The organism is Ruegeria sp. CDSC021, assembly GCF_059610845.1.
Genome location: NZ_JBXWOK010000009.1, coordinates 144,781 through 164,652, shown reverse-complemented (window position 1 = coordinate 164,652; position 19,872 = coordinate 144,781). Strand labels below are relative to the sequence as shown.

Here is a 19,872-nt window from a genome sequence, read left to right as displayed (position 1 = left end):
GTTTAGCGCCCCGGTATTTCGTCACGGGGCGGGGTGGGTTCCCATTTCTCGATTATGTCGACCGCCTCTTGCGCGGTATCGACGAACCGGAACAGGTCCAGATCCTCGTCCGAGATGGTGCCGGCGTCGGCCAGCGCCTCCCAGTTGATGACCTTTTCCCAGAACGCGCGACCGAATAGCAGGAAGGGCACACGCTCCATACGGCCGGTTTGAATCAGGGTCAGGGACTCGAACAGCTCATCCATGGTGCCAAAGCCGCCGGGGAAGATGGTGATGGCGCGGGCGCGCATCAGGAAATGCATCTTGCGGATGGCGAAATAGTGGAAGTTAAAGCTGAGCTCGGGCGTAACGTACAGGTTCGGTGCCTGTTCATGCGGCAGCACAATGTTGAGACCGATGGAACAGCCGTTCGCATCCTGTGCGCCGCGGTTACCAGCCTCCATCACGCCGGGGCCACCGCCGGTGACGATTACATTCTCGCGCCCGCCGGTTTCGTTCGATTTCTCGGTCATCAACCGGGCAAACTCGCGCGCTTCGTCGTAATATTCCGACAGCCCGGCCAGCGTTTCCGTCCGCGCGGTGTGTTTCTGTGACGGCTCAGGGATACGCGCGCCGCCGAACATGACGATGGTCGAGGTGATCTCACGCTCGGTCATGATCATCTCGGGCTTGAGCAGTTCCAGCTGCAAGCGCACCGGGCGCAGCTCATCCCGGCACAGGAAATCCTCATCGGCAAAGGCAAGGCGATAGGCGGGTGAGCGGGTTTGCGGGGTGTCGGGTACCTCGCTTGCGGTCGAACGGTCGGTCTGCGCGTCGCGAAACGGGCTGAGGCGGTCTTCTCTCATGGGGTAACGATCCCTGCTTGCGTGTTTTCCAAACAGCTATAGGGTTCGGGCGCAGAGTGCCAGTCACGGAAAGATGAGAATGAATTGGAAGAGCGAAATACTGGCGGCACAGCACCGCATAACCGGCTATGCACAAGTGACGCCAGTCATGGAAAGCCGTGCCTTGGGTCTGGGTTATTCGGTGGAAATGAAGCTGGAGCATATGCAGCACACCGGCAGTTTCAAGGCGCGCGGGGCGTTTAACACTCTGATCAGCACGGATGTGCCTGAGGCTGGTGTTGTGGCCGCATCGGGCGGCAATCACGGCGCAGCGGCCGCCTTTGCCGCGCAGGCGCTGGGCTATCCGGCCAAGATTTTCGTGCCCGAACTGGCGGGGCCATCCAAGATCGCGCTGATCGAACAGACCGGCGCGGATTTGAGCGTGATGCCGGGTGAATATGCCAACGCCTTAACAGCCGCGCGGGCGCATGAGGAGGCCACGGGCGCGATGCAGATCCATGCCTATGACGCGCCTGCAACCGTTGCTGGACAGGGCACTTGCTTTGCCGAGTGGGAGGCGCAGGGCCTGCAGGCCGATACCGTATTGATCGCGGTGGGCGGTGGCGGTCTGATCGCCGGGGCGCTGGCCTGGCTGCAAGGCACGCGCAAGGTCGTGGCGGTTGAGCCGGAAACCTCCTGCGCGCTGAATGCAGCCCTGCAGGCGGGAGAACCGGTGGATGTGTCCGTCTCGGGCATTGCGGCAAATGCGCTGGGCGCGCGGCGGATCGGCTCAATTTGTTTCGATCTGGCACAGGGCGTGCAATCGGTTCTGGTCAGTGATCAGGCCATTTCTCAAGCGCAGCAGGCCTTGTGGCGGGCGCATCGGATTCTGGTGGAACCGGCAGGCGCAACCGCCTTGGCTGCGCTGCTTTCGGGGGCTTACACGCCAGAGCCGGGCGAGCGGGTGGCGGTGCTGATCTGCGGCGGAAATATCTCACCGGACCCTCTGAACGGCTGAAACCGCAACAAACAGCCGCAAAGCGTGCGCTCAGCGTCGCATTGCAGCCAGTCCGTCGCTTGCGTATAGGCAACACAAGCGTGAACAGAATCTGCAGGGAGCCGCCAAATGTCCAACGCGCAACTGGAAGCCGCCATCGAAGCCGCCTGGGAGGCGCGAGATGCCATCACCCCCGCCACCACCGGCGAGACTCGCGAAGCGATCGAAGATACGCTGAACGCGCTGGACAGCGGGTCGCTGCGGGTGGCGGAAAAGCAGAACAGCGGCGACTGGCATGTGAACCAGTGGGCGAAAAAAGCGGTTCTGCTGGGCTTTCGCATCAAGGATATGGAAATCCAGACCGGCGGCGCTCAGGACGGCGGCTGGTGGGACAAGGTGGACAGCAAGTTCGCGGGTTGGGGTGAAAACCAATGGCGGGCCGCTGGCTTTCGCGCGGTGCCGAATTGCGTCGTTCGCAAATCCGCCTTTATTGCGCCCGGCGTGGTTCTGATGCCGTCATTTGTGAACCTGGGTGCCTATGTGGACGAGGGCACAATGGTTGATACTTGGGCCACCGTCGGTTCATGCGCGCAGATCGGCAAGAACGTCCATCTGTCGGGCGGTGTTGGGATCGGCGGCGTTCTGGAACCGATGCAGGCGGGTCCGACCATCATCGAAGACAACTGCTTTATCGGCGCCCGGTCCGAAGTGGTCGAAGGCTGCATCGTGCGCGAAGGCTCGGTTCTGGGCATGGGCGTGTTCATCGGCAAATCGACCAAGATCGTCGACCGCGAAACCGGCGAGGTCACCTATGGTGAAGTTCCGCCCTATTCGGTGGTTGTTGCGGGCTCGATGCCGTCCAAGAACAACATCAACCTCTACTGCGCCGTGATCGTGAAACGGGTGGATGAAAAGACCCGCTCGAAAACCGGGATCAACGAGCTGCTGCGCGACTAATACTGGGCGCGGATCAAACAAGGGGGCTGCAGCGCGATCCGCTGCGGCCCTTTTTTGTTATCGCTTACCCTTTGACCGGATAGCGGTCCGGTTCTTCGAACACATCAATGACGCGCGACCCGGCTTTGATCTTGCCGCCATGCTCCACTCCTGCGGGGATCGAATAGCTGTCACCGGGGCCATAGCTCTTGGTTTCATCGCCAATGGTCAGCTCGATCTCACCTTCGACCACAGTTCCCCATTGTGCCAGATGGGAATGAAGGGGCAGTTCGAAATCCTGAAGAAAGGTAAAAAACGCCACCAGCCCCGCGTCTGATCTGATCACGGCCGTTTGCACCACATCTTCGGGGAAGGGCACGTCGAGGCTTGGGAATCCTGTGATGAAATCCGGATAAGTCATGGCAACGTCCTTTTGTGATCGGTGTCAGGTTACTGCGGGCACTATGGCGGCACAGGCGATCCACTGCAATTCCCCGGCTGCTTGACCGCAGGCAGGTGCGCGGCTATGGCCCCTTGCATGGAAAAGCAAAAGAAACCTTCGCGTCAGCAGGTCTATACCCTGCTTGTGCAGATCGGTCGCAAGGATGGCGATGGCCTGCCCGACGGCGCAACCGGGGCGGCATTGATGTGTTTTGCCAGCGGCGTCGACGAGGCCGAGGCCGTGCGCGAAACGGTGGCGATCCTGAAACAGGCAGATACCGCGCCTTTGGATGTCACAGGCTATGGCACTTTGGCTGAACGTGAAGCGCAAGGTCACGAGATCGACCCGGATGAACGGGCCCTGATGCAGCGCGCGCTGGATGAAAATGCAGTGATCGTGGCGCAGATGACCCCGTTTTTCGGGGATGAAGAGACGGCTTAGTTCCGCGCCCCAAACCACTTGCGATAAATCTCGTCATAGGTGCCGTCTTCGCGCAGCGCCAGCAGCGCCTGGTTGACGTCTTCGACCAGCGGGGACCCGGTAGGGAAGGCAATGCCGTAATTCTCGCGCAGGAATATACCGCCTGTCATCGAGGCGATCCGGCGTCCTTCATGGGCGGCGAAATAGGACAGGATCGGCGCGTCGAACACTATGGCGTCCAGTTCCTCGTTGCGAAAGGCTTCAAGCATGGGGTCGAGCCCATCATAGTTGGTAAACTCGATCTCGCGGCGGTTCAGAAAGTTAGCAGCGGTTGAATTCGAGATTGTTCCGACCTCTTTGCCGTAAAGGTCATTTATCGAATTCACGCTGCCACTGATTGCATCCACTGTCATGACCGAGGTGATCCGCGCAGTGAAGACCGAGACGATAAACAGCGAAGATACAACCAGCACTACACCCAGAATTCGACCAAATGGCGTGCGCGGCATTCGTTCCTCAAACCCGCCATTGACCACCAGATTCAAGGCCCACCAGAATGAGGGGAACCAGGCCTCGTCTAGCTTGCGGTCGAAATAGGGCTGCGAGCGGCGCTCGAACACCCACATCAGCATGCCGCCGCCAAGAAGGATGGCAAAGGCAAGCCCGATAGCAATGAACAATTCGCGCGACAGTAACGCATGTAGCAGTGACGGGCGGCGCACCGCGTCCGATGGCACCATGATCTGCAAACCAGCCTCGAAAATCGGCTGGCTGAAGTCCATCTGCGTTTCTCGCGAAGCAGTGATCGAGATATTGGCGATGGCCAGATCGGCGGATCTGTCCTGCACTGCGCCCAGCATGTCGCCAAAGGCGTCGGAACGTTGGATGGAATAGTCCCAATTCAGGGATTCAGCCAACGCCTCAAGCAGGTCCATCGAGAATCCGGTTTGGGCTCCATCTTCGACAAAAGAAAACGGAGGCCGTGTCACGGTCGAAACCGTCAGCGTCTGGGCCTGGCTTTGCTGGCCGAGAACGGCGAAAGTCAGGCAGATCAATGCGAAAAGAGCACGTGTCATCGTAAAATCACCTGTTTCGCGGCCCTCTAGCGCATATTCGAACCGGCAGACAAGGCAATCGCAGCGTAAGGCCCCATGTTTTCCGGGGGTGTCAGTTCGATACAAGGTGGAAAAAGCCCGCGGTTTCTGGCCTGTTGGGGTTGGCAATCGGGCCAATTCGTTGAATCTGTGCGCGAACCTGAAAGAAATTTTATGGAAAGGGCCCACCATGACAGATCCGATTGCGTTGACGGCCGACCTGATCCGTTGCCCATCGGTCACACCTGAAGAAGGCGGTGCCCTTGTCCTGCTGCAGGATGTCCTGTCGCAGGCGGGGTTTGATTGTACCCGTGTTGATCGCGCCGGCATCAGCAATCTGTTTGCGCGATGGGGTGCAAAAGGTCACGCCCGAAGCTTTGGTTTCAACGGTCACACCGATGTTGTTCCGGTGGGCGACGAGGCCGCTTGGACCACACCGCCTTTCGGGGCAGAAATCCGGGAAGGGTTCATGTATGGACGCGGGGCCACTGACATGAAATCGGGTGTGGCGGCCTTTGCAGCGGCGGCAGTGGATTTTGTACGCGACACGCCGCCCGACGGGGCGATCATCCTGACGATCACGGGTGACGAAGAGGCTGATGCGCTGCATGGCACCACCGCCCTGCTTGACCATATGGATCAATGCGGCGAGCGGATGAGCGTCTGCCTGGTCGGTGAACCCACCTGCCCGAACAGGATGGGTGAAATGATGAAGATTGGCCGTCGCGGCTCGATGACCGCCTGGTTTACCGTAACAGGTGTGCAGGGCCATTCGGCCTATCCGCACCGGGCAAAGAACCCACTGCCCGCCATGGCCCGGCTGATGGACAGGCTGGCCAGTCACGAGTTGGACCGGGGATCTGATCATTTTGACGCCTCGACGCTGGCGGTTGTGGCGATCGACACGGGTAATTCCGCCACAAATGTCATCCCGGCACAGTGCAGCGGGGCGGTGAACATCCGGTTCAACGACCTGCATTCCGGCGCCAGCCTCAGCGATTGGCTGCAAGCGCAGGCGCGCGATGTAGCCGCCGCGTTTGGCGTTGATGTTGATGTGCGGATCAAGATATCGGGCGAAAGCTTTCTGACCCCTCCTGGCCCTCTGTCGGAATTGGTGGCCAAAGCGGTTGCGGCTGAAACCGGGGTCACGCCCGAGATGTCAACAACCGGGGGTACTTCGGACGCGCGTTTCGTCAAGGATCATTGTCCGGTTGTCGAATTTGGTTTGGTCGGCAAAACCATGCATCAGGTGGATGAATGCGTTGAGGTGGCGCAGATTGAACAGCTCAAGGCGGTCTATACTCGTATCCTGACCGACTATTTTTCCTGATTCATGCAGCGCACCCTGGTGATCATGGCGAAAGAACCGCGCCCGGGCCGTGTCAAAACCCGGTTGGGGCGCGATATCGGTATGGTCGGTGCGGCGTGGTGGTTTCGGCATCAGACCCGCTCTTTGATCCGGCGCCTGCGCGATCCGCGCTGGCAGATCGTGCTGGCGGTCTCGCCGGACCGCGAAGGGCTGACCAGCCGCATCTGGCCCGCTGATCTGCCACGTGCGCCACAGGGGAGTGGGGATCTAGGCGATCGTATGGGGCGGATGCTGCGGGAAATGCCAACAGGGCCAGTCTGTCTGATCGGTGCGGATATCCCAGGGGTTACACGGGGGCATATCGCGCGCGCGTTCCGGGCATTGGGGCGCAACCAGATGGTGTTTGGTCCGGCCCCGGATGGCGGATATTGGCTGGTCGGGGCGCAACGCATTGGTGCCCTGCCACACAGCCTGTTTCAAAACGTGCGCTGGTCGACGGAACATGCGCTGGCCGACACGCTGGCCTCGATCCCCGGATGCCGGGTGGAGATGCTGGATCAGCTGCGCGATGTCGACACGGTTGCTGATCTGCAAGCCTGACCCTTTTTGGTCATGACGCCGCCGCATCTCCGTGATAGGCCGAAATCATGACTCGCATCCCTACCAAGCAAGAGGTCCTCGATTGGATCTCAGCGAACCCCACCCTGACCTCGAAACGCGACATTGCTAAAGCCTTTGGCATCAAGGGCGCGGATCGGATCGACCTGAAACGGATCCTCAAGGAACTTGAGGCCGAAGGGCATCTTGAAAAGCGCAATCGCAGCTATCGTGACCCGGATCGTTTGCCGCCTGTCAGCGTGTTGCAGGTGAAGGCGCCGAATGCCGATGGTGATCTGTTCGCGCGCCCGCTGGAATGGCATGGCGAAGGGGTCGAGCCGGTTGTTCTGATGATCACTCGCGCCAGTGACCCGGCGCTGGGTGAAGGCGACCGCATTCTGGCCCGTCTGACCGTGGTGCATGAGGAAGACCATAATTACGAGGCCCGCCTGATCCGCCGGATCGGAACCAACCCGCGCAAGATCGTCGGTATCTTCCGCAAAGGGACCGAGGGCGGACGGATCGTGCCCATCGACAAGGCCGGGCAGAACGAGTGGTTGGTCAATGAAGGTGCCGTACTGGGTGCAAAAGACGGTGAGCTGGTCGAGGCAGAACAGGCCGGACCCAAGACCCGCATGGGCCTGCCACGTGCCCGCATTGTCGAACGGCTGGGCGACCCGTCGGCCCCCAAGGCCGTGTCGCTGATCGCCATTCATCAGCATGGCATTCCCGATGACTTTCCCGACACAGTGATTGCAGAGGCCGACAAGGCCAAACCCGCTGGCCTGAAAGGGCGCGAAGACCTGCGCGATATGCCGCTGCTGACCATCGACCCCTCAGACGCGCGGGATCATGATGACGCCTGTTTCGCCCATGCTGACGATGATCCTAAGAACCCCGGGGGGCATGTTATTTGGGTCGCCATTGCTGACGTCGCCGCCTATGTGCAGCCCGGTACGGCGCTGGACCGCGAGGCGCGCAAGCGGGGCAACTCCAGCTATTTCCCCGACCGCGTGGTGCCGATGCTGCCGGATCGGCTGTCCGGTGATTTGTGTTCGTTGCACGAAGGCGTCCCGCGCGCGTGTATCGCCGTGCGGATGCAGATCGACGCCGAGGGCAACAAGATCGGCCACCGGTTCGTGCGGGGGCTTATGCGCTCCGCCGCCTCGCTGCATTATGCCGAGGTGCAGGAGGCCATCGATGGTGCCCCCAATGACCGCACCGGGCCTCTGTTAGAGACCGTATTGAAGCCGCTCTATGCTGCTTATGCTGCACTGAAAAAGGCGCGGGGTGTGCGGCAACCGCTGGAACTGGACCTGCCGGAACGCAAGATTATCCTGAGCGATACGGGCGACGTTCAAAGCGTGGCTTTCCGCGACCGTCTGGACGCGCATAAGCTGATCGAAGAGTTCATGATCCTCGCCAATGTCGCTGCGGCTGAAACCCTGATCGCCAAGCGCCGCCCGCTGCTGTTCCGTGTCCACGAAGAACCAGCACCCGAGAAGCTGGAAAGCCTGCGGGAAACGGCTCAGGCGGCGGGGTTGAATTTGGCCAAGGGGCAGGTGTTGCAGACCCGCCACCTGAACGCACTGCTGAATGCGGCTGCGGGCACCGAGGATGCAGAGTTGATCAATCTGACCACCCTGCGGTCGATGGCGCAGGCCTATTACAACGCTGAAAATTTCGGCCATTTCGGGCTGGCGCTGCGGAATTACGCGCATTTCACCTCGCCCATCCGGCGCTATGCCGACCTGATCGTGCACCGCGCGCTGATCTCGGCCCATGGCTGGGGTACCGATGGGCTGACCGAGGATGAGATCGCCCGGCTGGACGAAACTGCCACTCATATCTCGGATACCGAACGCCGCTCGATGATGGCGGAACGAGATACGACCGACCGGTATCTGGCGGCTTATCTGAGCGAGCGCGTTGGGACTGAGTTCTCGGGTCGGATCAGTGGTATCGCCCGGTTTGGGGCTTTCGTGAAAATGGACGAGACCGGCGCGGACGGTCTGGTACCGGTGCGATCCTTGGGGCGCGAGTTCTTCCATTTCGACCGCGAGGCCGGAACCCTGATGGGGTCGGACACCGGGCTGATCATAGCCATCGGCCAACGCGTCACCGTGCGTCTGACCGAGGCGACACCTGTGACGGGCGGGCTGGAGTTGGAGCTGTTGTCGATCGACGATCAGGCCCTGCCGACGGGGCGCGGAGGAGCATCCAAGCGCCCAACGCGACGCAAGGCGGTCAGCACCAAGCGCAAGAAGGACAAGATCAAACGCAAGGTGGAACGCAAACGCCGTCAGAAGTGATTTCGCATCTCGGGAACAAGGCGAATGTAAGTTAGCCTTTTCCGGGAAGGTGATAGGTCAACGCGCGGGCGATCAGCCAGCCATGGCGGGTGGCGTCGATCTGACCCGGGTCATCAAACAGAACAGCGCGGTTGCCATCTATCCGATCTTCGCCCGGAAAGGCCGAGGTGAAATCGCCCATCAACCGGCTTTGACAATGCACGAACAGGGCAAAGCGGGCTGCTTTGTGCCCGCCCAATCGGATCGTGGATCCCTTGGGCGCCAGATAGGCGGGCTGCCCCCAGCGCAATGCCTCTTGCAACGGCTGCGCGCGGGGCAACGAAGTGGCGGTTTCCAGGATCAACTGACGCAGTGCAAGCGCCCCGACACGTGTGCCTTCGGGCAGGGCTTGATAGGCCGCTGCCACTGCGGGATCGTCAAATTGTGTCATGACAGCGGTATCGCCTGCTCCATCCGGTCTATGTAGTCGCTCAACAGCTTATCCTGTTTGATCCGCTGGGTCAGCGGTGTATTGGCCGGCGTCGCGCGCATCGCGGCAAGCATCGGGGCCACGCTCATATCCACTGAGGTCGGGGTTTCTCCCATCAGATAAGTCGACTGCCACAGATAGGCCGAGATCGCCTCAAGATCGCGTTCCAGCCTATCCTGACGTTCCGCATCTGAGAATCGAGAGACGCCCTGAAACCCCAATCCTTTAACAACGTTCTTGCGGATAGAATTGGCAACTGGTTTGCGGATCAGGGCGGGGATGCCAGTGAAAAAGGTCTTATACAGAATCGGCCAGACTTCGTCATTGGCCCAACGGTCCTGAACGATCTGAAAATACAAATGTTCCTCAGCCAGGCGGATCAGAGCACGAGATTGGGCTTTTTGCAGATCGCCCAGCCCGTGATCAAAATCGGTGCCTTGTGTCTCAAGCCAGTCGCGGATCAGGTCGCTGTCGGGGATCAGACGCTGGGGCGTGCGCAGAACCGGCAGCTTTTGATGCGGCATCTTGCGCGGGTCAAGAAGGTCAGATCGCTGCCAGCGTTGGCCCGATGTTTGCAGCATTAGTGCGGTTTTCACGCAAAACGGGCTGGCGCTGAACAGGCCAAAGGCAGAGGGGTAGGTCAAAAGGGTCAGCATCTTGGGCTCCATCATGGGGATATGTGATGGGTACGCCGGCCTAATGACAGTTTTTGTCATTAGAGATAAAGTAACCTGCATTATGACCCGCACCGCCCGTTTGTTCCAATTAATGCAATCCTTGCGCTCTGGCCCGTCGCCAAGAACGTCGATTGAGCTGGCTCAGGATCTGGGCGTTTCGCCGCGCACGATTCACAGAGACATCGATTCATTGCGTAGCCTCGGCGCCGTGATCGACGGAGAGGCGGGGTTCGGGTTCACCCTGATCGAGGACGCCACCCTGCCACCGCTTGGCTTCACCGATGATGAGCTTGAGGCCCTGGTGCTTGGCCTGCGCGAGGTACAATCCATTGGTGATCCCGGCCTCTCAGAGGCTGCCAGCGAAGTCCTACGCAAGCTGCAGGGTCGTTTGCCACCGCGCCAGTCTCAGCGCCTCAGCCATGCGGTGCTGACCGCCACACGGTTTGACCGGCCGGCGAAACCAACGGTGGATGTCGCTGAACTGCGGCGGGCCACCTGGGACGAACAGACGATCGAATTTTCCTATTGGGATGCCAAAGGCGATGAGACCCATCGCCGCGTAAATCCGTTGAGCATCGTTTACATGGACCGCGCCAGCGTGCTGATCAGCTGGTGTCTGTTGCGGCAGGATTTCCGCATGTTTCGGTTGGATCGCATGCAAGAGATGCAGATTACCGGGGCCTCGTTCCGGCCCAATCGGGTCCCCCTGCTGCGCGAAGCTCTGAACCGGCTGCGGTCCGAGCGAGAGGCGAGAGACCGCGACTCGGAAAGCTGAGCGCTTTGAGATTTGCCATTTTTGCGCTATCCTGTGGTTGAGCAGTTATCAGGAAATTCGGAATGCGTAGATGCGTAAGCGGCGTTATGACCGCAGCATTATGGGCATCCATCGTACAGGCGGAGTCCATCAAAAGCCCGGAAGGGCCACAGCCGATACAATTGGCGTCGGCTGATCTTACAGTCTCAATCCGACCGGTCGTCCGACCATCGGAGGAAATGTATCGCGTGTCAGAGGAAAGAAGCGCCCGGTTTCAGGCGTGGCTTGGTGATTTTCGGGCGAGGGCACAGGCGCAGGGCATCCTGCCCGGGACTTTGGACCGCGCGCTTGCGGGGCTGGCCTATGACAAGGACATCATCAAGCGCGATCGTAATCAGGCTGAGTTTACCAAGCCCATCTGGGACTATCTGGATGCGGCCGTTTCTGATCGGCGCGTCGCGGACGGTCGCGCGGGGTTGGAACGCCATGCCGCGGTGCTGACCCGGATTGAGGCGCAGTATGGCGTCGAAAAAGAGGTCGTGGCCGCGATTTGGGGGCTTGAGACATCTTTCGGCACATTTCGGGGGTCGGATCAGACGATCCGTTCGCTTGCGACGCTGGCCTTTGATGCCCGACGGGCTGAGTTCTTTGAAACGCAACTGATTGCCGCCTTGCGGATCATTCAGGTAGGCGATGTCAGCCCCGCAACGATGATCGGAAGCTGGGCCGGAGCAATGGGGCATACGCAGTTCATACCGACCTCGTTTTTGGATCACGCCGTGGATTTCGACGGTGATGGGCGGCGGGATATATGGGCGGATGACCCGACCGACGCGCTTGCCTCGACAGCGGCCTATCTGGCGCGTCATGGGTGGACCAAGGGACAGCCATGGGGTGTTGAAGTGCGCCTGCCCGCCGGGTTCGATTTTGCGGCCGCGAGACGCGATTACACGCTGCTGCCGTCAGACTGGGCGGCGCTGGGCGTGGTTGCGTGGGATGGACAGCCGCTTGCGGATCATGGTCAGGCAGCGATCTTGTTGCCAGCGGGTGGTGAAGGCGTTGCATTGATGGTCTTCGAAAATTTCCGCGTGATCGAGCAATACAACGGTGCAGATGCCTATGTGATCGGCATTGGACATTTGTCCGACCGTCTGGCGGGCCGCGCGGCGTTTCAGGCCGAGTGGCCTCGGGGTGATCGGGCGTTGAGCTTTGCTGAGAAGAAGGAATTGCAGCTCCGGCTGACCGAAGCCGGGTTCGATACGCAGGGGATCGACGGGCGCACCGGCCCGAACACCACCGAGGCGGTTCGGGCCTATCAACTGGCACAGGGGCTTTTGCCGGACGGCTATGCGTCCGCGCCGCTGTTAGAGCGGTTGAGGTAGGGGAGGGGGCTCTGCCCCCGTCGCCTGACGGCGCCTCCCCCGAGGTATTTTCAGCCAGATGAAGCTGCGCGGGTCAGGAGGCCGCTTTCATCAGGCCCTGTGCGATGATCTCGGCCTGTGCCTCGTCCAGAGATTTGTGGATGCGTACGAGCATCTCATCAATTTCCGCGGGTGTCAGAACCAGCGGAGGAGAGATGATCATCCGATCGCCCACATGGCGCATGATCAGGTTATTCGCAAAGCAGCGGTCGCGGCAGATATAGCCGACTGTACCCGGATCGGAGGCGAATTTGGCGCGGCTGGCCTTGTCCGGGGTCAACGCAATCGAGGCCATCATGCCGACGATCTTGGCCTCGCCCACAAGCGGGTGATCGGCCAGCGCCTCCCATTTTTCCTTCAGATACGGCGCGGCCACATCGCGGACATGCTCGACGATCTTTTCTTCTTCGAGGATGCGCAGGTTTTCCAGTGCCACGGCGGCGGCGACCGGATGGCCGGAATAGGTGTAGCCGTGATTGAACTCGGTGCCACCAATGACCTCGGCGATTTCATCGCTTACGATGGATCCGCCAATCGGCGCATAGCCCGAGCTGAGGCCTTTGGCGATGGTCATGATATCGGGGCGAATGCCGACGGTTTGTGACCCGAACCAATTGCCGGTGCGGCCAAAGCCGCAGATGACCTCATCCGCGATCAACAGGATATCGTATTTGTCACAGATGCGCTGAATTTCAGGCCAGTAGGTATCCGGTGCAACGATCACGCCACCTGCGCCCTGAACGGGTTCGGCGATAAAGGCCGCGACGCGGTTTTCGCCCAGCTCCTCGATTGCTTCTTCCAGCTCACGCGCGCGGGCCAGGCCGAATTCTTCGGGTGACATGCTGCCACCTTCGGCCCACCAGTTTGGCTGGTTGATATGGTGGATATTCGGGATCGGGATTCCACCCTGCGCGTGCATCCCTGCCATGCCGCCCAACGACGCCGAGCCGACCGAAGAGCCATGATAGGCGTTATGGCGGCTGATGATGATGTTCTTGTCGGGCTGGCCTTTTTCGGCCCAATAGGTCCGAACCAGACGGATGTTTGTGTCATTCGCCTCAGACCCGCCGGCTGCAAAGAACACATGGTTCAGATCGCCCGGCGCAAGTTCCGCGATCTTCGCGGCCAGCGCGATGGCAGGGACGTGGGTCGTTTTGAAAAAGGTATTGTAATACGGCAGTTCGCGCATCTGGCGGGCTGCGACCTCGGCCAGTTCATCGCGACCATAGCCGATATTGACACACCACAGGCCCGCCATTGCATCGAGTATTTCTTCACCCTCGCTGTCCGTAAGGTAGACGCCCTTCGCACGGGTGATCACGCGCGCGCCTTCTTTCCCTAGGGCGCCATTGGCCGAAAAAGGGTGCATGTGGTGGGCGGCGTCCAAGGCCTGCAGCTGGGCCGTGGGCAAATGGTTTGTGATGGTCGACATCGGAAAATCTCCTGCAAGAGCGATTGGCAGCTACAATATGATCAAATTTTTTCCTGTCAATCGAATCGGACAGATCTAAGCGTTGACTAAGGCGTCTGCCATCAGCTCCATGCCCTGTTCGATATCTTGTGCGGTTGCTTTTGCTGCCATATCCGCGTCCTGATTGCGCAACGCCGAAATGATATCCTTGTGGCGGTCCGGCAGGCTCTGAGTGCCGAATCTACCACATACAACGCGCAAAGACGGCCCGAATCTAAGCCACAGGCGCTCGGCCAGATCATTGAGAATCGGGGCGTTTGCATGGCCGTAAAGCGTTTCGTGAAACCGGTGGTTGAGGCGCAGATAGCCGCTGACGTCTCCATCGCTGATAGTGCGATCCAGACGTTGGTCGATCTGCTCAAGATGATCAATGTCCTGAGGTGTCACATTCGCAGTTGCACGCCTCGAAAGCTCTGATTCTATTTTGATTCTTGAATAAATCATCTGTTCGACGTCGCCGTCGGTCAGAAGAGGAACACTCACTCGGCGGTTGCCCTGAAACACCAGAGCACCATCGGATATCAGGCGCCTGATCGCCTCCCGCACAGGGGTCATTCCAACACCCAGCGAATCAGTGAGACCCTGGATCGTGACGGGTTGCCCCGGCACCAATTCACCGTACATGATTTGTGATCTGAGGGTATTATAGACCTGTTCATGCGCAGGTCGTTTTTCACGCGCACCGTCAGTGCTGGATGCCTTATTTTTGATCAAATCCAAGTGGTTTGCCCTGTTTCCCGCTATGTTGACTTGTCAGGTTTCTGACCTCGTGAAACCATACGACGGATCGTGCGAAAACGCAAAACTTGATCAAATCCAAAAAAACGGGAAAATAGCGCGTACACTTGCAGGGAGAATAATATGACAATCAAAACGCTGACCATGACAGCGGTCATCGCATTGGGGACTTCGGCGGCCTTCGCTGAAGAGGTGCGTGTTTACAACTGGTCCGACTATATCGACGAAGAGCTTCTGACAAAGTTCGAGGAAGATACCGGTCTGACTCTGATTTATGATGTTTTTGACAGCAACGAGGTATTGGAGACCAAGATGCTGGCCGGTGGATCAGGCTATGACGTGGTGGTGCCTTCGGGTACTTTCCTTCAGCGTCAGATCCAGGCTGGAGCCTTTCAGGCGCTTGACGCTGCACAGCTGTCGAATTCAGGCAATCTGTGGGATGTGATTCAGGAACGTACTGCCGGGTATGATCCGGACAACGCCTATTCTATCAACTACATGTGGGGCACAACCGGGCTTGGTGTAAATGTTGGAAAAGTGCAAGAAGCGTTGGGCGAGGATGTTGCGCTGAACAGCATGGATCTGGTTCTGAAACCCGAGAATATGGAGAAACTTGCATCCTGCGGCGTACATTTCCTGGATGCTCCGGCAGAAATCATTCCGATGGTTCTGCAATATCTGGGTGAAGACCCGGACAGCCATGACAAAGATGTTATTGGCAAGGCCGAGGCGGTTTTGACCAGCGTTCGACCGCACATTCAGAAGTTCCACAGCTCGGAATATATCAACGCATTGGCCAATGGCGACATCTGTGTCGCCGTGGGGTGGTCGGGTGATATCCTGCAGGCCCGCGATCGTGCGGCCGAAGCCGATAATGGTGTTGAAATTGAGTATCATCCCTTTGCTGAAGGGTCGTTGATGTGGTTCGACCAGATGGCGATTCCGGCTGATGCTCCGAACCCGGAGGGTGCGCATAAATTCCTGAATTTCATTCTGGATGCCAACAATATGGCTGCGGCCTCGAACTATGTTTACTACGCCAATGGCAACAAGGCTTCGCAAGAATTTCTTGAGGAAGACGTGATCGGTGATCCGGCCATCTATCCGGATGATGCGACCATGCAAAACCTCTATATCACGACGCCTTACCCGTCGAAGATACAGCGGGTCGTGACCCGTTTGTGGACCAAGATCAAATCGGGCACCTGATCCGGCTTGTTTCAGCAGGGCGGACCAACCGCCCTGCCATTCTTTTCAGATTGCCGAACGGGGGCCGTTTTGAACTCTACTGTTTTTGTGCCGTGGGAAGACCCACAGGCGAAACCTCTGATCCAGTTCCAGAATGTCACCAAACGGTTTGGTGAGTTCACGGCCATCGACAATCTGTCCTTGGATATATTTGAGAAAGAATTCTTTGCTCTGCTAGGGCCCTCGGGCTGCGGCAAGACCACGATGATGCGAATGTTGGCCGGGTTTGAAAAACCGACCGAAGGGCATATTTTGCTGGGCGGGCAGGATATAGATCCCATTCCACCGAACAAACGGGCTGTGAACATGATGTTCCAATCCTACGCCCTGTTTCCGCATCTATCTATCTGGGAAAACATCGCCTTTGGTCTGCGTCGGGACAATATGCCAAAGCATGATCTTATGGATCGTGTCGAAGAGATGTTGCGCCTGACCCGGCTTGAACAATTCGCCCGTCGCAAACCGCACCAGATCTCGGGTGGTCAGCGTCAGCGCGTGGCGCTTGCGCGATCCCTGGCCAAAGCGCCAAAGCTGCTGTTGCTGGACGAACCTTTGGGGGCGCTGGATAAGAAACTGCGACAGGATACGCAATTCGAGCTGATGGATATTCAGGAAAAGACCGGCACCACCTTTGTGATCGTGACCCATGATCAGGAAGAGGCGATGACCGTGGCCAGCCGGGTTGCGGTAATGGATCAGGGTAATCTGATACAAGTGGCGACACCCGACCGGATTTATGAGAATCCCAGTTCGGTCTATGTGGCCGATTTCATTGGCGACGTGAACATCATCCAGGGCAGGGCCACGGCAAGCGCCGATGAGACCTATCAGATTGACTGGGCTGAAGGTCAGGCACCTTTGACTGCGTCCTCGACCACAGAGTTTTCGAACGGTCAGCTCTGTCATCTGGCGATCCGCCCCGAGAAGGTGACGATCTCGGTTGATCGTCCAGCGGATGCAATCAACGCAGTGCAGGGCAAGGTGCTTGACATTGCCTATCTGGGCAATCTGTCCACTTATCACGTCGAACTGAATAACGGCACGATTATCAAGGCGCAGACGGCAAATACCCGTCGCATTTCGCGTCGTTCCTTTACATGGGAAGACCCGGTCTGGCTGTCCTGGACAGCCACCGCCGCGGTTCTGTTGGCGGATTGATGCGCCGCGCCCTTCTGATCGCCGTCCCGTATGTCTGGCTTTTGGCGCTGTTTCTGGTGCCATTTTTCATCGTTCTGAAAATCTCGCTTTCGGACACGGAGCTGGCCATCCCGCCTTACACGCCGACACTGGATCTATCTCAGGGCTGGGCCGGGCTCAGGGATTTCTTCAGCCAGCTGGATTTTGAGAATTTCGTCTGGCTAACCGAAGATGACCTGTATTGGAAAGCTTACCTGTCCAGTGTCAAAATCGCGTTGATTTCAACCATACTGACTTTGCTGGTGGGGTATCCTATCGCGTATGGCATGGCCCGCGCACCGGCTGAGTGGCGCCCGACGTTGATGATGTTGGTAATTCTGCCGTTCTGGACGTCGTTCCTGATCCGGGTCTATGCTTGGATGGGTATTCTCAGCAACGAAGGTTACCTGAACCAACTGCTGCTGTGGACGGGCATCATCTCGACCCCGCTGACCATTCTGAACACCAACACAGCTGTCTATATCGGTATCGTCTATACCTATCTGCCCTTCATGATTCTGCCGATCTATTCCGCGCTTGAACGAATGGACGAGTCGCTGATCGAGGCCGCAGAGGATTTGGGCTGTTCGCGTATTCAGGCCTTCTGGCTGATAACGATCCCCTTGTCACGCCCGGGTATCATCGCGGGTTGTTTCCTGGTGATGATTCCGGTGATCGGCGAATTTGTGATCCCATCATTGCTCGGGGGATCCGGGACATTGATGATCGGCAAAGTGTTGTGGGAGGAGTTCTTCTCGAACCGCGACTGGCCGGTGGCCGGTGCCGTGGCAGTTGTGCTGTTGCTGATCCTTGTGATTCCCATCGTGCTGTTCCAGCGCAACCAGCAGAAACAGACGGAGGCTGAGCAATGAACAGGTTAAGCTGGTTCAACGTCGTCTCGTTGACGCTTGGTTTCGCGTTTCTCTATATCCCGATGCTCATTTTGATCATCTTCTCTTTTAACGAAAGCAAACTGGTCACGGTTTGGGCTGGATTTTCGACCAAATGGTATGGTGAGTTGGTCCAGAACGAAGCGTTTCTTGATGCTGCCTGGGTCACCTTGCGGGTTGCAGTATTCTCGTCGACCCTAGCCACCATTCTGGGTACGGCGGCGGCTTATGTGCTGGTACGCGGTGGGCGGTTCTTTGGCCGGACTCTGTTTTCAGGCATGATCTATGCGCCTCTTGTGATGCCCGAAGTGATCACTGGCTTGTCGCTTTTGCTGCTGTTCATCGGAATTGGACTGGACCGGGGTATTTTGACCATCGTGCTGGCACATACGACCTTTTCAATGTGCTTCGTGTCGGTTGTTGTATCCTCACGTCTGGTCACGTTTGATCAGTCTCTGGAAGAGGCAGCGTTGGATCTTGGGTGCTCACCCGCACAAGCCTTCCGTCTTGTCACCCTGCCGATCATCGCCCCGGCGGTGATTTCAGGCTGGCTATTGGCTTTTACGCTGTCGCTGGATGATCTGGTGATCGCATCATTCACATCGGGCCCGTCAGCCACGACTCTGCCGATCAAGATTTTCTCAGCTGTGCGGCTGGGCGTCAGCCCTGAAATCAATGCGCTATCCACGATCATGATTGCGGTCGTGACGGTCGGTGTCATAGCAGCATCTTTGGTCACCAAGCGCGCGATGGTCCGGCAAAAACAGGATGAGATGGCGGCAGTGCGTGCGGAATGAAACGTCTGTTCCCTGAGTATACCTATGGATCTGGACCGCGATCAGGGTGCTGGTGGGATGAAACTATCGCAGCACCAGACTGGCCGGTGTTGCAGGATGATCTGAGCGTGGATGTCGCCATCATCGGCGGCGGGTTCACAGGTGTTACAGCCGCGCTTTTCCTGGGGCAGGCAGGCCTATCCGTCGCAGTTCTCGAGGCGGAGACGCCGGGGTGGGGTGCCTCGGGTCGCAATGGTGGGTTTTGCTGCCGAGGTGGGTCAAAGCTGAGCGATCGTGGCATGGCTCGGCGATATGGGGTCGAGGGGGCCGAAAGCTTTGCCCGGGCCGAAGTGGATGCGGTCAATCTTGTCGCCGACCTGCTTGAGGCGCATCAGATCGAAGCGGACGTTCATTCCAAGGGCGAGACCGCCCTGGCCCACACCGCCCGCGCCATGGAGAAATTGCGACGCTCTGCGGATGACGGGGGCTGCTTGCATGAGGCAGCCGACCTGCCCGGGCTCGGGTTGGGTGGGGATTTTTTCGGGGGCTATAGCGTGCCGGTCGGATTTGGTCTGAACCCCCGGAAATACCTGTTCGGCATTGCAAATGCGGCCGCTTCCGTTGGGGTCCGATTTTTTCAGAAAACCATGGCCAGAGACATCACCAAAACCAGCGCGAGCTTTGATGTTCGAACCGCGTCAGGACGGATCAAAGCGTCGAATGTACTGATATGCACCAACGGATATTCCAGTGAAAACATGCCTGAATGGCTGTCTGGGCGCTATATGCCAGCGCAATCAACCGTTCTGGTGACCCGCCCGTTGACCGAGGCTGAGGTATCGGCGCAGGGCTGGACCTCGGATCAGATGTCTTACGATACACGAAATCTCCTGCACTATTTTCGTCTTATGCCGGATCGACGGTTTCTGTTTGGGATGCGCGGTGGCCTGCGCTCATCACCTAAGGCCGAGGCTGCGATCCGGCAAAAGGTGCAGCGTGATTTCAAGGCCATGTTTCCGGCATGGGCCGATGTGGACGTGACCAATATGTGGTCAGGGATGGTGTGCCTTACCCAGGACCTGACGCCGTTCGCAGGGCCCGTTCCGGGTCAGAATGGGATGTTTGCTGGGCTGGCCTATCATGGAAACGGCGTCGCGATGGGTACCTATTGTGGGCGGGCGCTTAGTCGCATGGTGCTTGGACAGGATGCGGAATTGCCTGAGCCAATGGCCCGACCCCCGCGGCGTTTTCCACTTGGGTCCCGGCGGCGGGCGCTGATGCCGCCAGCCTATGCGCTAATGGCACTGGCCGACCTCTGACA

Annotated in this window: 20 protein-coding genes; 13 read left to right on the top strand and 7 right to left on the bottom strand. The window is 58.6% G+C overall.

What is annotated here, in order from left to right:
- Positions 1–2: 2 nt before the first annotated feature.
- Entirely contained in the window at positions 3–845 is an 843-nt protein-coding gene (locus AC2FGB_RS14780) for an LOG family protein (protein WP_142637203.1), read from the bottom strand.
- A gap of 79 nt (positions 846–924) precedes the next feature.
- Between AC2FGB_RS14780 and AC2FGB_RS14775 the strand changes: the two genes are divergently transcribed.
- Both AC2FGB_RS14775 and dapD read left to right on the top strand, forming a co-directional pair.
- On the top strand, positions 925–1,842 hold the full coding sequence (locus tag AC2FGB_RS14775) for a threonine/serine dehydratase (protein ID WP_496694190.1): 918 nt from the start codon (positions 925–927) through the stop codon (positions 1,840–1,842).
- Positions 1,843–1,950: 108 nt separating this feature from the next.
- The gene (gene dapD / locus AC2FGB_RS14770) at positions 1,951–2,778 is read left to right on the top strand and encodes a 2,3,4,5-tetrahydropyridine-2,6-dicarboxylate N-succinyltransferase (protein ID WP_281973038.1); all 828 of its coding nucleotides are present in this window, start codon (positions 1,951–1,953) and stop codon (positions 2,776–2,778) included.
- 64 nt (positions 2,779–2,842) lie between these two features.
- On the opposite strand, the gene AC2FGB_RS14765 is transcribed toward dapD, so the two are convergent.
- A complete protein-coding gene (locus AC2FGB_RS14765) occupies positions 2,843–3,178 on the bottom strand; it encodes a cupin domain-containing protein (RefSeq protein WP_142637196.1) in 336 nt (111 codons plus the stop codon).
- Between the two features lie 117 nt (positions 3,179–3,295).
- On the opposite strand from AC2FGB_RS14765, the gene AC2FGB_RS14760 reads away from it, so the two are divergent.
- A complete protein-coding gene (locus AC2FGB_RS14760) occupies positions 3,296–3,640 on the top strand; it encodes a DUF8846 family protein (RefSeq protein ID WP_039539567.1) in 345 nt (114 codons plus the stop codon).
- Here AC2FGB_RS14760 and AC2FGB_RS14755 read toward each other — a convergent pair.
- A complete protein-coding gene (locus AC2FGB_RS14755; protein ID WP_496689957.1) occupies positions 3,637–4,695 on the bottom strand; it encodes a transporter substrate-binding domain-containing protein in 1,059 nt (352 codons plus the stop codon). The genes AC2FGB_RS14760 and AC2FGB_RS14755 overlap by 4 nt on opposite strands.
- A 208-nt stretch (positions 4,696–4,903) precedes the next feature.
- On the opposite strand from AC2FGB_RS14755, the gene dapE reads away from it, so the two are divergent.
- The 3 genes from dapE to rnr are packed head-to-tail and all read left to right on the top strand — an operon-like array spanning position 4,904 to position 8,931.
- A complete protein-coding gene (dapE, locus tag AC2FGB_RS14750; protein WP_281995451.1) occupies positions 4,904–6,043 on the top strand; it encodes a succinyl-diaminopimelate desuccinylase in 1,140 nt (379 codons plus the stop codon).
- 3 nt (positions 6,044–6,046) lie between these two features.
- Positions 6,047–6,622 carry a TIGR04282 family arsenosugar biosynthesis glycosyltransferase gene (locus tag AC2FGB_RS14745; protein ID WP_281995450.1) on the top strand — a complete coding sequence of 192 codons (576 nt, stop codon included), beginning with the start codon at positions 6,047–6,049 and terminating at the stop codon, positions 6,620–6,622.
- A 47-nt stretch (positions 6,623–6,669) separates the two neighbouring features.
- Positions 6,670–8,931 carry a ribonuclease R gene (gene rnr, locus AC2FGB_RS14740; RefSeq protein ID WP_496694189.1) on the top strand — a complete coding sequence of 754 codons (2,262 nt, stop codon included), beginning with the start codon at positions 6,670–6,672 and terminating at the stop codon, positions 8,929–8,931.
- 31 nt (positions 8,932–8,962) lie between these two features.
- Here the strand turns inward: rnr and AC2FGB_RS14735 are convergent, their stop codons facing one another.
- On the bottom strand, positions 8,963–9,361 hold the full coding sequence (locus AC2FGB_RS14735) for a DUF1801 domain-containing protein (protein ID WP_496689955.1): 399 nt from the start codon (positions 9,359–9,361) through the stop codon (positions 8,963–8,965).
- Positions 9,358–10,071, bottom strand: a complete 714-nt coding sequence (locus tag AC2FGB_RS14730) for a glutathione S-transferase family protein (protein ID WP_496694188.1) — start codon at positions 10,069–10,071, stop codon at positions 9,358–9,360. Before AC2FGB_RS14730 ends, AC2FGB_RS14735 begins: the two co-directional genes overlap by 4 nt.
- A 67-nt stretch (positions 10,072–10,138) precedes the next feature.
- On the opposite strand from AC2FGB_RS14730, the gene AC2FGB_RS14725 reads away from it, so the two are divergent.
- Both AC2FGB_RS14725 and AC2FGB_RS14720 read left to right on the top strand, forming a co-directional pair.
- Positions 10,139–10,852 (top strand): helix-turn-helix transcriptional regulator, encoded by a 714-nt coding sequence (locus tag AC2FGB_RS14725; RefSeq protein ID WP_496694187.1) that lies wholly within the window; start codon positions 10,139–10,141, stop codon positions 10,850–10,852.
- Positions 10,853–10,914: 62 nt separating this feature from the next.
- Positions 10,915–12,213, top strand: coding sequence for a lytic murein transglycosylase (locus AC2FGB_RS14720; protein ID WP_496689952.1), 1,299 nt, complete (start codon positions 10,915–10,917; stop codon positions 12,211–12,213).
- A 73-nt stretch (positions 12,214–12,286) separates the two neighbouring features.
- On the opposite strand, the gene AC2FGB_RS14715 is transcribed toward AC2FGB_RS14720, so the two are convergent.
- A complete protein-coding gene (locus AC2FGB_RS14715; RefSeq protein ID WP_281995446.1) occupies positions 12,287–13,684 on the bottom strand; it encodes an aspartate aminotransferase family protein in 1,398 nt (465 codons plus the stop codon).
- A 75-nt stretch (positions 13,685–13,759) separates the two neighbouring features.
- The gene (locus AC2FGB_RS14710; RefSeq protein ID WP_271949594.1) at positions 13,760–14,443 is read right to left on the bottom strand and encodes a GntR family transcriptional regulator; all 684 of its coding nucleotides are present in this window, start codon (positions 14,441–14,443) and stop codon (positions 13,760–13,762) included.
- Between the two features lie 141 nt (positions 14,444–14,584).
- On the opposite strand from AC2FGB_RS14710, the gene AC2FGB_RS14705 reads away from it, so the two are divergent.
- The 5 genes from AC2FGB_RS14705 (at position 14,585) to AC2FGB_RS14685 (ending at position 19,870) form a co-directional block, all read left to right on the top strand.
- Positions 14,585–15,670 (top strand): polyamine ABC transporter substrate-binding protein, encoded by a 1,086-nt coding sequence (locus AC2FGB_RS14705; protein WP_142637176.1) that lies wholly within the window; start codon positions 14,585–14,587, stop codon positions 15,668–15,670.
- A gap of 69 nt (positions 15,671–15,739) precedes the next feature.
- Positions 15,740–16,867, top strand: coding sequence for an ABC transporter ATP-binding protein (locus tag AC2FGB_RS14700; RefSeq protein ID WP_142637173.1), 1,128 nt, complete (start codon positions 15,740–15,742; stop codon positions 16,865–16,867).
- Positions 16,867–17,757, top strand: coding sequence for an ABC transporter permease subunit (locus AC2FGB_RS14695; protein ID WP_142637171.1), 891 nt, complete (start codon positions 16,867–16,869; stop codon positions 17,755–17,757). Before AC2FGB_RS14700 ends, AC2FGB_RS14695 begins: the two co-directional genes overlap by 1 nt.
- Positions 17,754–18,572 carry an ABC transporter permease gene (locus tag AC2FGB_RS14690; protein WP_142637169.1) on the top strand — a complete coding sequence of 273 codons (819 nt, stop codon included), beginning with the start codon at positions 17,754–17,756 and terminating at the stop codon, positions 18,570–18,572. The genes AC2FGB_RS14695 and AC2FGB_RS14690 overlap by 4 nt, the downstream gene beginning before the upstream one ends.
- On the top strand, positions 18,569–19,870 hold the full coding sequence (locus tag AC2FGB_RS14685; protein ID WP_496694186.1) for an NAD(P)/FAD-dependent oxidoreductase: 1,302 nt from the start codon (positions 18,569–18,571) through the stop codon (positions 19,868–19,870). The genes AC2FGB_RS14690 and AC2FGB_RS14685 overlap by 4 nt, the downstream gene beginning before the upstream one ends.
- Positions 19,871–19,872: the final 2 nt, after the last annotated feature.